The organism is Achromobacter pulmonis, assembly GCF_021733725.1.
Classification (GTDB): domain Bacteria; phylum Pseudomonadota; class Gammaproteobacteria; order Burkholderiales; family Burkholderiaceae_B; genus Achromobacter; species Achromobacter pulmonis.
Genome location: NZ_JAIFOT010000001.1, coordinates 2,962,354 through 2,975,574 on the forward strand (window position 1 = coordinate 2,962,354; position 13,221 = coordinate 2,975,574).

At 69.1% G+C, this 13,221-nt stretch carries 13 protein-coding genes; 6 read left to right on the plus strand and 7 right to left on the minus strand.

Annotated features, from left to right (window positions below; translation table 11 throughout):
* Positions 1-4 precede the first annotated feature (4 nt).
* Together moaA and mobA are read left to right on the plus strand one after the other, a co-directional pair.
* The gene (gene moaA, locus K2W61_RS13645) at positions 5-1,099 is read left to right on the plus strand and encodes a GTP 3',8-cyclase MoaA (protein WP_236755831.1); all 1,095 of its coding nucleotides are present in this window, start codon (positions 5-7) and stop codon (positions 1,097-1,099) included.
* Complete coding sequence (mobA, locus tag K2W61_RS13650) at positions 1,092-1,715, plus strand: molybdenum cofactor guanylyltransferase MobA (protein ID WP_175133609.1); 624 nt, start codon at positions 1,092-1,094, stop codon at positions 1,713-1,715. Before moaA ends, mobA begins: the two co-directional genes overlap by 8 nt.
* On the opposite strand, the gene K2W61_RS13655 is transcribed toward mobA, so the two are convergent.
* Genes K2W61_RS13655 through moaC form a run of 5 tightly spaced genes read right to left on the minus strand, consistent with a single transcriptional unit; the run spans position 1,700 to position 4,637 of the window.
* Positions 1,700-2,905: a molybdopterin molybdotransferase MoeA gene (locus K2W61_RS13655; protein WP_175133610.1), complete on the minus strand. Its 1,206-nt coding sequence runs from the start codon at positions 2,903-2,905 to the stop codon at positions 1,700-1,702. The genes mobA and K2W61_RS13655 overlap by 16 nt on opposite strands.
* Before the next feature lie 5 nt (positions 2,906-2,910).
* The gene (gene moaB, locus K2W61_RS13660; RefSeq protein ID WP_175133611.1) at positions 2,911-3,432 is read right to left on the minus strand and encodes a molybdenum cofactor biosynthesis protein B; all 522 of its coding nucleotides are present in this window, start codon (positions 3,430-3,432) and stop codon (positions 2,911-2,913) included.
* Positions 3,429-3,911, minus strand: a complete 483-nt coding sequence (locus tag K2W61_RS13665; RefSeq protein ID WP_236755832.1) for a molybdenum cofactor biosynthesis protein MoaE — start codon at positions 3,909-3,911, stop codon at positions 3,429-3,431. The genes moaB and K2W61_RS13665 overlap by 4 nt, the downstream gene beginning before the upstream one ends.
* A gap of 5 nt (positions 3,912-3,916) precedes the next feature.
* A complete protein-coding gene (locus tag K2W61_RS13670; protein ID WP_175133612.1) occupies positions 3,917-4,168 on the minus strand; it encodes a MoaD/ThiS family protein in 252 nt (83 codons plus the stop codon).
* Complete coding sequence (gene moaC / locus K2W61_RS13675; protein WP_175133613.1) at positions 4,149-4,637, minus strand: cyclic pyranopterin monophosphate synthase MoaC; 489 nt, start codon at positions 4,635-4,637, stop codon at positions 4,149-4,151. The genes K2W61_RS13670 and moaC overlap by 20 nt, the downstream gene beginning before the upstream one ends.
* 328 nt (positions 4,638-4,965) lie before the next feature.
* Between moaC and K2W61_RS13680 the strand changes: the two genes are divergently transcribed.
* Positions 4,966-8,490: a DUF748 domain-containing protein gene (locus tag K2W61_RS13680; protein WP_175141683.1), complete on the plus strand. Its 3,525-nt coding sequence runs from the start codon at positions 4,966-4,968 to the stop codon at positions 8,488-8,490.
* Between the two features lie 61 nt (positions 8,491-8,551).
* Complete coding sequence (locus tag K2W61_RS13685) at positions 8,552-9,436, plus strand: dienelactone hydrolase family protein (RefSeq protein ID WP_175133655.1); 885 nt, start codon at positions 8,552-8,554, stop codon at positions 9,434-9,436.
* A gap of 229 nt (positions 9,437-9,665) precedes the next feature.
* On the opposite strand, the gene K2W61_RS13690 is transcribed toward K2W61_RS13685, so the two are convergent.
* On the minus strand, positions 9,666-10,091 hold the full coding sequence (locus tag K2W61_RS13690) for a hypothetical protein (RefSeq protein ID WP_236755834.1): 426 nt from the start codon (positions 10,089-10,091) through the stop codon (positions 9,666-9,668).
* 227 nt (positions 10,092-10,318) lie between these two features.
* Here K2W61_RS13690 and K2W61_RS13695 point away from each other — a divergent pair, with 227 nt between their 5' ends.
* Both K2W61_RS13695 and K2W61_RS13700 read left to right on the plus strand, forming a co-directional pair.
* Complete coding sequence (locus K2W61_RS13695; protein WP_236755835.1) at positions 10,319-10,822, plus strand: peroxiredoxin; 504 nt, start codon at positions 10,319-10,321, stop codon at positions 10,820-10,822.
* Positions 10,823-10,903: 81 nt separating this feature from the next.
* Entirely contained in the window at positions 10,904-12,322 is a 1,419-nt protein-coding gene (locus K2W61_RS13700) for an MFS transporter (RefSeq protein ID WP_175133617.1), read from the plus strand.
* Between the two features lie 12 nt (positions 12,323-12,334).
* Here the strand turns inward: K2W61_RS13700 and K2W61_RS13705 are convergent, their stop codons facing one another.
* Entirely contained in the window at positions 12,335-13,219 is an 885-nt protein-coding gene (locus K2W61_RS13705; protein WP_236756984.1) for an EamA family transporter, read from the minus strand.
* Between the last annotated feature and the right edge of the window lie 2 nt (positions 13,220-13,221).

Sequence of the window (13,221 nt, forward strand, 5' to 3'; positions counted from 1 at the left end):
TCCCATGAGCAAAGTGATCCTCCTTGCCGATCGCCGCACCGAACGGCCGGCGCCCGTCGCGCCGCCGGCCGCGGGCCAGCCCGCGCTCGACCGGCGCGCGCGCCCGCTGCGCGACCTGCGCATCTCGGTCACGGACCGCTGCAATTTCCGCTGTACCTACTGCATGCCGCGCGAGGTGTTCGACACCGACTACGTCTTCATGCGCCACTCGGACCTGCTGTCGTTCGAAGAGATTGCGCGCCTGGCCGGTGTCTTCACCCGCCTGGGCGTCGAGAAGATCCGCCTGACGGGCGGCGAACCGTTGCTGCGCAAGCATGTGGAAAACCTGGTCGGCCTGCTGTCGCAGCTGCGCACGCCCGCCGGCCGGCCGCTCGAGCTGACGCTCACCACCAATGGCAGCCTGCTCGAACGCAAGGCCGCGGTGCTCAAGGAAGCGGGGCTGAACCGGGTCACGGTCAGCCTGGACGCGCTGGATGCGGCCATGTTCCAGGACATGAGCGACAGCGGCTTCACCCCCGACGACGTGCTGCGTGGCGTCGATGCCGCCGCCGCGGCCGGGCTGGCGCCGGTAAAAGTGAACATGGTGGTGCGGCGCGGCCTGAACGACGCGCAGATCCTGCCGATGGCCGAGCGCTTTCGCGGCAGCGGCCACATCCTGCGCTTTATCGAATACATGGATGTGGGCAACACCAACGGCTGGAACCTGACCGAAGTGGTGCCCAGCGCGCAAGTGCTGGCGCGCATCGGCGCGGTCTACCCGCTCGAACCGATAGCCGCCGATGGCATGGGCCGCGTCGCCGAACGCTGGCGCTATCGCGACGGCGCCGGCGAGATTGGCGTCATCTCCAGCGTCACCCAGGCCTTCTGCGGCGGTTGTACGCGCGCGCGCCTGTCGCCGGAAGGCAAGCTGTTCCTGTGCCTGTTCGGGCACGAAGGCCACGACCTGCGCGCGCCGCTGCGCGACGGCGCCAGCGACGACGAGCTGGCCGCCATCCTCACGGGCATCTGGGCCGTCCGCGGCGACAACTATTCCGAGCAGCGCGGCCGCAACATGGCCGACCCCGCGCGCAAAGTCGAGATGAGCTACATCGGTGGCTGAGACGTTCCCCGCGCTCGACCGGCAACAGGTGGCCGGCCTGATCCTGGCCGGCGGCCAGGGTTCGCGCATGCAGGGCAACGACAAGGGACTGGCCACGCTGCGCGGCGAACCGCTGGTGGCGCACGTGGCGCGGCGCCTGGCGCCGCAGGTCGGGACGCTCATCGTCAGCGCCAATCGCAATGCCGACCGCTACGCCCGTTATGGCCGGGTGGTGGCCGACGATACCGATGCGCTGGGCGCGTGGCAGGGGCCGCTGGCCGGCCTTGCCGCCGGCCTGGCTGCCGCCGCGTCATGCGCATGGCTCGTGGTGACGCCGTGCGACACCCCGTTCCTGCCTGCCGACCTGGCCCAACGCCTGATCGCGGCGGCGCAAGCGGCGGGCGCGCCCCTGGCCTATGCGATGGCTGGCGGCCAGCGCCATCCGGCCTGCATGGCGTTGCGCACCTCGCTGCTGCCGACGCTGCGCGACTATCTCGCGGCCGGCGAACGCAAGGTCGGCCTGTGGCAGTCACGCGTGGGAGGCGTGGGCGCGCCGTTCGATGACGCGCCCGGCGCATTCATGAACCTGAACACGCCCGAGGAACTGGCGGCCGCCGAGCGCTACGCCAGCCAGTGACGCAGGTCGTAGTAGGGCACGCGGTCGCCGTCCTGCACCTGCACGCCCGCGGGCAGGCGCGCCAGCCCGGTCGACCACGGCAATGAACTGATCACCCCGGAACCCTGGTGGCCGTACGGCACCAGTTCGGCGTTGCCGTCATCGGCGGCGCGGCGCTGCACGCGCAGGAATTCCTCGCGGCTGTCCTGGCGCGGATGCTCGGTGCGCAGCGGCAGCCGGCTGACCGGCGGGAACAGCTCGGCGCGGCCCTGCATGCGGCGCACCAGCGGCGACACCAGCATGGCGAACACCGCATAGGCCGAGACCGGATTGCCCGGCAGGCTCACCACCGGTTTGTCGCCGATCATCGCCAGCGCCACCGGCTTGCCCGGTTTCATGCGCACCTTCCACAACGACAGCTCGCCGCCGAGCGCGGCCAGCGCCGGCTTGACCAGGTCGCGCTCGCCGACCGACACGCCGCCCACGCTCAGTACCAGGTCGCATTCGGCCAACAGCGCCTTGAAGGCGCCGCGCAGGTCGTCCTCGGTGTCGCGCGCATGCAGCACCAGGGCGGGTTCGGCGCCCATGCCGCGCACCAGCGCGGCCAGCATCGGGCCGTTCGAGTTGTAGATCTGCGCCGGCTCGCGCGGGCCGCCAGGGGCGACAAGTTCGTCGCCAGTGGTCAGGATGCCGACCCGCAGGCGGCCATACACCGGCACGCTGGCCAGGCCTTGGGAGGCCAGCAGCGCCACATGGGCGGCGTGCAACGGCGTGCCAGCGGCCAGCAGCGGGGCGCCGGCCAGGGTGTCCTCGCCGCGCCGGCGGATATGCTGGCCGGGACGCGGCTCGCGCGTGATCTCAACCTGCTCGTCGGCCTCGTGCGTGTCTTCCTGCATCACCACCACGTCGGCGCCGTCGGGAATCAGGCTGCCGGTGAACAGGCGGATGACGTGGCCGGGTTTGAGCGGCTGTGGCGTGTCGCCGGCGTAGCAGCGCTGCTGGACCGGCAGGCGCGCGCCCGGCCGCCAATCGGCCAGGCGCAAGGCATAGCCGTCCATGGCGCTGTTATCGGCCGGGGGAATGTCCACGGTGGCGGCGAGGTCGGCTGCCAGCACGCGACCCGGCGCTTCGTCCAGGCCGACATGTTCACGGCGCGCGAGAGGGGCGGCCGCGTTGGCCAGCAAGGTCTGGGCTTGGTCGAAATCCAGCATGGGTATCAGTGGTCTTGGTCGCGGGGTTGGAGATGCGTGGCGAAATTGCAGGGGCGGTGGCTGCTGTCGAGCTGTTCGCGGATGATGCGGTTCCAGGCGGTGTCGCAGGCATTGTTCGAGCCGGGCAGGCAGAACAGCAGCGTCTGGTTGGCCGAGCCGGCGAAGGCGCGCGACTGGATGGTCGAGCTGCCGATTTCCTCGTACGAGATCTGGCGGAACAATTCGCCGAAGCCGGGAATCTCGCGGTCCAGCAGCGGCAGGATGGCCTGCGGCACGTGATCGCCGTGCGAGAAGCCGGTGCCACCGGTGGTCAGGATGACCTGCACCTCGGGGTCCGCGATCCAGTCGCTGATGACGCGGCGGATCTGGTAGACGTTGTCCTTGGATATGTCGCGCCGCACGCACTGGTGGCCGGCCTGCGCCAGGCTGTTGGCCAGCAGGTTGCCGGACGTGTCGTCGCCGGCGCTGCGGGTGTCGCTGACCGTCAGCACGGCGCAGGCCAGCGAAACGGGGGAGGCGTCGTTCATGGAGTCTCCTTGGGGGGCGGGGTGTCGGCGTCCCAGGACTGCGTGCGGTCCTGGTCGGATTGGCGCTGTTCCACCCAGAAGCTGTCGCCACCCGCGAGGGTTTCGCGCTTCCAGAAGGGCGCGCGGGTCTTGAGCGCGTCGATGATGAATTCGCAGCCGCGGAAGGCATCGCCGCGATGGGCGCTGGCGACGGCCACGAACACGATCTGGGCATTGCGGGCGAGGGCGCCGACCCGGTGCACGATCACAGTGCCGTCCAGGTTCCAGCGCGCGCGGGCGGTGGCGGCGATGTCTTCGAGCTCGCGCTCGCACATGCCGGGGTAGTGTTCCAGGTAGAGCGTGTCGGTGGGCGTGTCCGGCGCGTAGTCGCGCACATAGCCCACGAAGGTGACGATGCCGCCCACGCCCGGCCCGGCGCTCGCGCGCAGGGCGGCGGTGAGCGCGGCGCCGTCGAAGTCGGCTTCCTGCACGATGACCATGGCGTTCAGCCTCCGGTGACCGGTTCGAACACCGCGACCTCGTCGCCCGCGCGGATCGGCGCCGACGGCTTGGCGTGGGTCTGGTTGATGGCCAGCTTCAGGCGCGCGGCCGGGGCCAGCTGCGGATAGCGCTCGCCGAGCGCGGCCAGCAACTGCGCGCCGGTGGACGCGCCGTCCAGCGGCCAGGCTTCGGCGCGCTTGCCGACCAGTTCGGCCACGCGGGCGAAATACAGCAGGTTAATCGTTGCGCCATTCACCGCTTTTACCTCCCGCCTTGTACTTCAGGCGAACTTGTTCGATCACAATGCCCTTGTCGGCGGCCTTGCACATGTCGTAGATGGTGAGCGCGGCGACGCTGCAGGCGGTCATGGCTTCCATTTCGACGCCGGTCTTGTAGCTGGTGCGGCAGGTGGCCAGGACGTCGATGCGGTGCGACGCGTCGTCCAGCGCGAATTCGACGCCGACGAACGACAGCGGCAGGCTGTGGCACAGGGGGATGAGCTCGGCGCAGCGCTTGGCCGCCAGGATGGCGGCGACGCGCGCGGTGTTGAGCACTTCGCCCTTGCCCTGGCCGGGCTGGGTCAGCAGGCCATAGGCGACCGCGTTCATGCGGACGCTGGCGGTGGCGATGGCGACGCGCTCGGTGTCGGTCTTGCCGATGACGTCGACCATGCGGACCTGGCCGGCTTCATCCAGGTGGCTCAGGGTGGGGGCGGGCGTGGACATGAGGAATCGGGATCGAGAATTGTTAATGATTGAAAAGAGCGGTCCCGGCAGGCCGTGGCGGGCCGCTGATACGCCTATGATAGACGAGCCGCCGCCCGCCGCGCCTTGAGAAAAGCCAAGCGCGGCGGCATCGGCCGCGCCGCGCCTGGCGCGGCCAGCCACCCCGGCCGCGAGACCGGCGCCCGGTGCGCATCGCCGCACGGTGCCGGCGGCGCGCGCTTTCGTGCCCCCGCGGGGGCATTTTCGTTGCCGGCGGCCGACTGCAAAAAGCCCCAAATTTGTTCGAAGGACGCGATAATGGCCTTCAATTCGTACCAGGAGACGCACAATGCCCTTGCGGATGCCCAAGTTCCGGTTCACCCGCCGCTTAGGCAAGATCCTCTTGGGCGTCGTGGCCACGGTGCTGGTCCTCTGTGGCATCGCCGCCTGGCAGGTGCCCAAGGTGCTGCACAACGTCCTGACGCAGGACGTGGCCGGGATGCTGGGACGCGACGTCAGCGTCGGCAAGATCAGCTTCAATCCCTTCACCCTGACCGTGCGCGCCCGCGATCTCGCCGTGGCGCAGCCCGGTTCGCAGACGCCGCTGTTCACCGCCTCGGAACTGAATGTCAGCGCGGCCTGGAGTTCGTTGTTCTGGTTCGCGCCGGTAGTCGACCATTTCACGCTGCGTGCGCCCACGCTGTCGATCGTGCGCGAGGACGTCACCCGCTTCAACTTCTCCGACGTGCAGCAGCGCGTGGCCGAGATGACGGCCCCCAAACCGGACGAGCCGCCCAAGCCCGATGAGGGCCTGCCGCGCTTTTCCCTGAACAACATGGTGATCGAAGGCGGCATCGTGAGGCTGGACGACAAGGTTACCGGCCGCAAGCAGGTGATCGACGAACTGGCGGTGGGCGTGCCGTTCATCTCCACCTTCGGCTACGCCACCGACATCGACGTGCAGCCGCGGCTGCACCTGCGCATCAACGGCAGCCCGTTCGACCTGACCGGCGTGGCGCGGCCCTTCGACAAGGTGCCGTCGTCGACGCTGCGGGTCGCCTTCACCGGCCTGCAACTGGAAAAGTGGGCCGACGTCTGGCCCATGCCGCTGCCGTTCAAGCTGGAACGCGGGCTGCTCGACTCGAACTTGCAGGTCGTGTTCGAACAACCGAAGGATGCGCCGCCCAAGATCCGCGTGGTCGGCGACCTGGGCCTGCGCCAGTTCGACCTGCGCGACAGCGCTGGCGACAGCCTGGCGGCCTGGAGCGCCCTGACCGTCAACCGCCTCGAACTCGAACCCATCGCGCGCCAGGTCTACGTGGGCGATGTCGGCCTGTGGGCGCCGCAGGTCTACGCGCGCCGCTACGGCAACCAACGCCTGAACTGGCAGGATGTGGCCGACAAGCTCAAGCAGCTCGGCGGCCCGGCGCCGGCGGCCCAGCCTGCGCCGGCGCCGAAACCGGAACCCGCTGCCACGCCCGCACCGGAGCAGGGGGCCCGCACCGCGAACCCCGCGGCCGCGGCAACGGTCAAGCCTGCCGCAGCCACGCAGCCCGCCCTCGTCACGGCCGGCGACCAGGCGTCCGCGCCCGTCGCGGCTGCCCCGCCCAAGCCCACCGCGCCCGCCGAATGGAAGGTGACGCTTGACGCCTTCAACATCCATGAAGGCGAACTCTACGTCACCGACGCCATCAGCAAGCTCGACTACACCCTGACCGGCCTGGGCGTCACCGTCGAGGGCGTGGCGCTGCCGCAGGTCCAGGGCGAGCCCATCAATCTGTGGCTGACCGTGGACAACAGCACTGACGGCGGCTGGATCCGCGCAAAGGGGCCGCTGGTGCTGCAACCGCTGTCGCTGGAGCTGGCGCTGCGCATGGGCAACGTGGCGCTGGCGCCGTTCGCGCCGGCCGTGCGCAGCCTGTCGCCGATCCTGTTGCAGGACGGCCGCCTGGGGCTGACGGCGCAAGTGCACGTGCAGGACAGGAACGGCGCCATCGATGCCTCCGCCACGGGCGTGCGGGCCGAACTGGCCCAGTTCAAGGCGCGTGACGAAACCCTGAATCCCGCGCTCGACGTCGCCCTGCAACAGCTGGTGGTCACCGCCGACCGTCTGGCCATGGGGCCCGGCGCCAGCAATTTCACGCTGGCCGCGGCCGGCATCCAGGGCGGCGGCAAGCTCGACCTGAAAGGCGCCTTCACGCCGCAGCCCCTCAGCGTCAGGACCTCGGTCGACCTGTCCGGCCTGAACGTCGCCTCGTTCGCGCCGTATTTCGCCTCCAGCCTGAATGCCACCGTGCGCGCCATCACGCTGGGCGCCAAGGGCGACGCCGAATTCGCGGCCGCCAACGGCAGCGCGCCGATGAAGGCCGGCTGGAAGGGCGGCGTCGAGATCACCGACGTCGACCTGCAGGACCGTGTCAACAAAGACGACTTCCTCAACTGGAAGCGCCTGGGCCTGGCCGGCATGAACATCTCGGTGGCCGGCGAGAAGATCGTCGCCGGCCTGGGCGACATCGCGCTCGACGACTTCTATGGCCGCATTCTGTTGAATGCGCAGGGCCGCTTGAACGTCATGGATCTGGTTGCCGCGCCCGGCCAGGCGGGCGGCTCCATCACCCAGGATACGCAGACCCCCGGGCGCCGCGCCGCGCCTCCCGCGCCGGCGGCCAAGGGCGGCGGCATGCCCGACATCTCGCTCAATAGCGTCACGCTGTCGCGCGGCCGCATGACCTTCACCGACCGCTTCGTCAAGCCCAACTACGTGGCCGAGCTGTCCAGTATCGACGGTTCCATCACGGCGGTGTCGTCCACCAATCCGCAGCCCGCCAAGGTCAAGGTCAGCGGCCGGGTGTACACCACCGCGCCCCTGGCCATCAGCGGCGTGGTGCAACCCTTCGCCAAGTTTCTGTCGCTCGACCTGAAAGCCTCGGCCAAGGGGGTCGACCTGCCGCGCTTCAATACCTATTCGGCCAAGTACGTCGGCTACCCGATCAAGCGCGGCAAGCTGTCGGTGGACCTGGAATACAAAATCAAGGACCGCGCGCTGCAGGCCTCCAACCACGTGGTGCTGAACCAGCTCACCTTCGGCGACAAGACCAACAGCCCCGACGCCACCAAGCTGCCGGTGCTGCTGGCCGTGGCGCTGCTGAAGGATTCGCGCGGCAACATCGACATCAACCTGCCGATCTCGGGTTCGCTGGACGATCCGGAGTTCTCGGTCGGCGGCATCGTCGTGCGGGTGCTGCTGAACCTGGTGGTCAAGGCCGTCACCTCGCCGTTCAGCCTGCTGGCCTCCGCCTTCGGCGGCGGCGAGGAACTGTCGTACGTGGAATTCGCGCCCGGCAGCGCCGTGCTCACCGAAGACACGTTGCAGCGCATCGCAACCCTTTCCAAGGCCCTGGCCGACCGCCCCGCGCTCAGGATGGATCTGAGCGGCCGCGCCGATCCCAAGACCGACCTGGAAGGCCTGCGCCAGGCCTGGGTCGACGCCCAGATCCGCCTGGCCAAGGCCCGCGACGTCGCGCCACGCGGCAAAAAGCCGAATCCGGCTGGCGTCGAGGTTTCGGGCGCCGAACGCGCCAAGTACCTGGAAGAGGTCTACGACGACACCGACATCAAGGACAAGCCGCGCAATTTCATCGGCATGGCCAAGTCGGTGCCGCCAGCACAGATGGAGGAGATGCTGCGCGCCGCGGCCCCGGTGGGCGATGAGCAATTGCGCCGATTGGCCGACGCGCGCGCGCAGGCGGTCTATGAAAAGCTGCAAGCCCAGGAAGGACTCGCGGATCGCGTGTTCATCGTCGCTCCGCAACTGGACGCCGATGGCATCAAGGACGAGGGCCTGCCCTCGCGCGTGGACTTCTCCCTGAAGTGAACCCCGGCGGCCCGCCAGGACGTGCCCGCGTCCACCGGCCGTCCCTGCCCGGAGATGCATGATGAAAGACCAGGACGCGCATTTCGACAGCCTGCTGCCGCCGCTGAAGCTGAATCGGCGCGGCTTCATCGCCACCACCGTGGCGGCGGGCTTCTCGCTGGCCGCCGGCCCCGCCGTGGCCCAGACCGCCATCAAGACCGACGCCAACGGCCTGACCGCCGGCAAGGTCGACATTCCCACCTCCGACGGCAAGATGCCGGCCTATCGCGCCGCGCCCGCCGGCAAGAAGAACCTGCCGACGCTGCTGGTGGTGTCCGAGATCTTCGGCGTGCATGAGTACATCCAGGATGTCTGCCGCCGCCTGGCCCACCTGGGCTATATGGCTATCGCGCCGGAACTGTTCGCGCGCCAGGGCGATCCGTCCAAATACACCGAGATCCCCAAGCTGCAGGCCGAGATCATCGGCAAGGTGCCGGACCAGCAGGTCCAGGGCGACCTCGACGCCACCGTGGCCTGGGCCGCCGCCCATGGCGGCAGCGACGACAGGCTTGGCATCCTCGGCTTCTGCTGGGGCGGCCGCCAGGTCTGGCTCTACGCCGCCCACAATCCCAAACTCAAGGCCGGCGCCGCCTGGTATGGTCAGTTGGGCGGCGAGCCGAGCGAACTCAAGCCCAGATCCGTCCTGAGCCTGGTCAACGACCTCAAGGCCCCCGTCCTCGGCGCCTACGGCGGCAAGGACGCCGGCATCCCCCAGGCCGACGTCGACAAGATGCGCATCGCACTGGCCAAGGGCCCCGCCGCCGCAAGGGCTTCCCGCATCGACGTCTACCCTGACGCTCCCCACGCCTTCCACGCGGACTACCGGCCGAGCTATCGCAAGGCCGAAGCGGAGCAGGCGTGGCAGAGGATGCTCGACTGGTTCAAGCAGAACGGCCTGGGCGCCTGACCCGGCGCAGGGCGGGAGGCAGCCGCCTGTCCGCATACCCGCCGGCGCGCAACGTCCATCGCCAGCCGCGAGACTCCCTGTAAGCCCAAAGAGGCCGCCCGCGCGGCCGACTTTGGCGGGCCTCGCAAACGCCTCCCGTCCTTCCGTAGCGGCCGGCCAGCATGCCGCCGTTCCACCGCGCGGCTCAAGAACGCAATCGGCCGCCCGCAAAAAGCACGCCCCGGAGAATTCACTTCTCCGCGCTTTCTCCCGGCAGCCCGTCGCTGACCTCGGCCAACGCCGCCTTCATCTCCTCATAAGAACTCACCCGCTCATTCTGAAAGCTACCCAGCACTCCCCGGCAGCCATCGACGCCGGAGTGCTTCATCTCTTCCATCATCCGCGCCCCATCCGCGAGCCCCTTCCGGTACAACCCGTCATACCCCGCCGCCGAAAACCCATACTCCTTGGCATAGCGCTCCAGGTTCGCGCGCGAGGCCGCCTGGTGCTGCGCCAGGTCGGGTTCGGACGCCCCGCATGAGCGGGCCGCGCCGTTGGAGGCGCCCGCCGCCACCACGAAGGATTCGAACTGGGCCTGTTCGGCCGCGTCGGGCGCGGCCCCGGCCGGGGCGGCCACGGCCATCGTCCAGGCCAGGCCGATCAGCATCTTGCGCATCGGTTTGTCTCCGCGAAGCGCCCGCGCGCGCAGTCCGCACGGGCGTTGATTACCACGACATTATGGCAATGATCTCCTGGCCGTCCCGCGTGTGGAGTCGTTTCAGACTGTGCGGTTTCTTTTCCCGCCGGTCGGTGCTGGCCAGCAAGCGCCACGCGCAGGAACTATGATGAGGGCTGTGGGGCACGTCCGCCCCAATGCAACACCCCAACACTGGAGATTCCCCCATGAGCATCAAAGTCGGCGATCGCGTGCCCGACGGCACCCTGACCGAATTCATCGAAACCGAAAGCGAAGGCTGCTCGCTCGGCCCCAACGCTTTCCAGGTCGCCGACCTGACCCGTGGCAAGACCATCGCGCTGTTCGCGCTGCCCGGCGCCTTCACCCCGACCTGCTCGGCCAAGCACCTGCCCGGCTACGTCGAGCAGGCCGACGCCCTCAAGGCCAAGGGCGTGGACGAAATCTGGTGCGTGTCGGTCAATGATGCCTTCGTCATGGGCGCCTGGGGCCGCGAACAGAAAACCGCCGGCAAGGTCCGCATGCTGGCCGATGGTTCCGCCCTCTGGACCCAGACCCTGGGCCTGGAACTGGACCTGATTCAGCGCGGCATGGGTGTGCGCTCGCAGCGCTACTCGGCCCTGATCGTCGACGGCGTGGTCAAGCAGCTCAACGTCGAAGGCCCCGGCAAGTTCGAAGTCAGCGACGCCGCGACCCTGCTGTCGCAAATCTGATCCAGTCCCTGTTTCATCGCTCAATGCGCGGGCCGCCCGGCGGCCCGCGCCGCTACTTCCCGGCAGGAGTAGCCAGACGCCATGCTCACAACCATTTCCTCTTTTTCGTCGCTGTATGTCGCGACCCTGCTGATGCTCATCGGCACCGGTCTGTTCAACACCTACATGGGGTTGAGGCTGACCGCGCAATCGGTCAGCGAGATCTGGATCGGCGCCCTGATTGCCGGCTACTACCTGGGCCTGGTGTGCGGCGCACGGCTGGGACACAAACTCATCATCCGCGTCGGCCACATCCGCGCCTTCGTCGCCTGCGCCGCCGTCGCCACCAGCATGATCCTGGCGCAGACGCTGGTCGATTCCATGCCGCTGTGGCTGGTGTTCCGCGTCATCTCCGGCATCGTCATGGTGACCGAATTCATGGTCATCGAAAGCTGGCTCAATGAACAAACCGAAAACCACCAGCGCGGCCGCGTGTTCTCGGTCTACATGGTGGTGTCCGGGCTGGGCACCGTGCTGGGGCAACTGGCCCTGACCGCCTATGCCACGCTCGACCTGCGGCCGCTGACCCTGGTGGCCATGTGCCTGGTGCTGTGCCTGGTGCCGATCGCCGTCACGGCCCGCTCGCACCCGCCCACCCCGCTGCCGGCCGCGCTCGACATCCGCTTCTTTATGCGCCGCGTGCCGCTGTCCATGACCGTGCTGTTCGTGGCCGGCAACCTGTCCGGCGCCTTCTATGGCCTGGCGGCCGTGTACGGCGCCAAGCACGGCATGAGCACTTCGCAGGCCGCCATCTTCGTGGCCGCCGCGGTCACCGCCGGACTGTTGTCGCAATGGCCCATGGGCTGGCTGTCAGACCGAATCAACCGCGCCGGGCTGATCCGCTTCAATGCCCTGTTGCTGGTGGTGCTGCCGGCCGTGATGTGGGGCTGGCTGACGCTGCCGTTCTGGGCGCTGGTGCTGCTGTCGTGCGTCTTCGGCGTGCTGCAGTTCACGCTGTATCCGCTGGGCGCCGCCTTCGCCAACGATCACGTCGAATCCGAACGCCGCGTCAGCCTGTCGGCGGTATTGCTCATGACCTACGGCGTGGGCGCCTGCGTCGGCCCCATGATCGCGGGGGTGCTGATGTCGGTGGCCGGGCACAGCATGTACTACGTGTTCATCTCGGCCTGCGCCCTGATCCTGGTGTGGCATGTGCGTCCCACCCGCGTGACCGGCGTGCACCAGGTCGAGGAAGCGCCGGTGCACTTCGTGCCGATGCCTGACTCCCTGCAAAGCTCGCCGGCCGCTGCGGTGCTCGATCCGCGCGTCGATGTGGAAAACGACATCGGCATCGAGATGGTGCAGCCTGACCCGTCGGCCGCGCCCGCGCCAGTGGAAGGGGCCGGCGCCGTGGACCCGCCGGGCGGCTCGCTCGATCCGGCCGCCGTGCCCGTGGACGCCGCTGCGGTCGAGACGGTCGAGGCCGACGAGCCGGCGCGCCAGCCGCGCACCGGCACCTGAGGCCGGCACCCCCTACCAGGGCGCCATCAGCAGGATGGCCGCCAGCGCCAGCGCCAGGCCGAGTCCGTTGACGCGGCCGAGCGGTTCGCGGAACACCAGCGCCCCGACCAGCGTGCCCAGCGTGATCACGCCCATGTTCATGGCGGCGAACACCAGCGCGGGATGGTCCGGCAGCGCCTGGTGCGCGCGGATATAGGTAATGATGTTGCCGAAATTCACCACGCCCAGCGCAACGCCGGCGGCCAGGTGGCGTGGCGCCCAGCGCGCGCGGCGCCACAGCAGGTAGGCCAGCATCAGCATGCTGGCCAGCGCGAACGCCAACAGCAGCCCGCCGGCGAACGCGGTGCCGGCACGCGCCACCTGCTTGAACAGGATATCCACCAGGCCATAGGCCACCCATACCGCCAGCGGCCACAGCCATAGCGCGCGGCGTTGCCCGGTGTCGGCCGAATCGGCGGTATCGGCGGCGCGCGCTGGGGGCGGACGCCGCAGCAGGCAGAACAGCGCGGCAAAGGCCAGTGCGATGGCGCCCAGCTTGCGGCCGCTGACGGGCTCGCCGAACAGCAGGAAGGCCGCCAGCAGCGGGATGAAGAGCGACAGCCGCTGCGCTGCGTCGCTGCGCACCACGCCGGCGTGGCGCACGGCCAGCGCCATTGCCATGAAGCCGCTGGGCAGCAGCACGCCCAGCGCCGCCAGCACCAGCCATGGCGTTCGCGGCGTCAGCAGCGCGGCCGGGTCCGGCCGCAGCACGATCCAGCAAAGCAGGGCGGCCACGGCGTGGTTCACCATGATGGCCTGGCGCACGTCCACCTGCCAGCGCCGCGCCAGCTTGAGCATCGCTGCCACGGCGACGCTGCAGGCGACGCTGGCCACCAGGTAGGACGGACCGGAAGACAGCG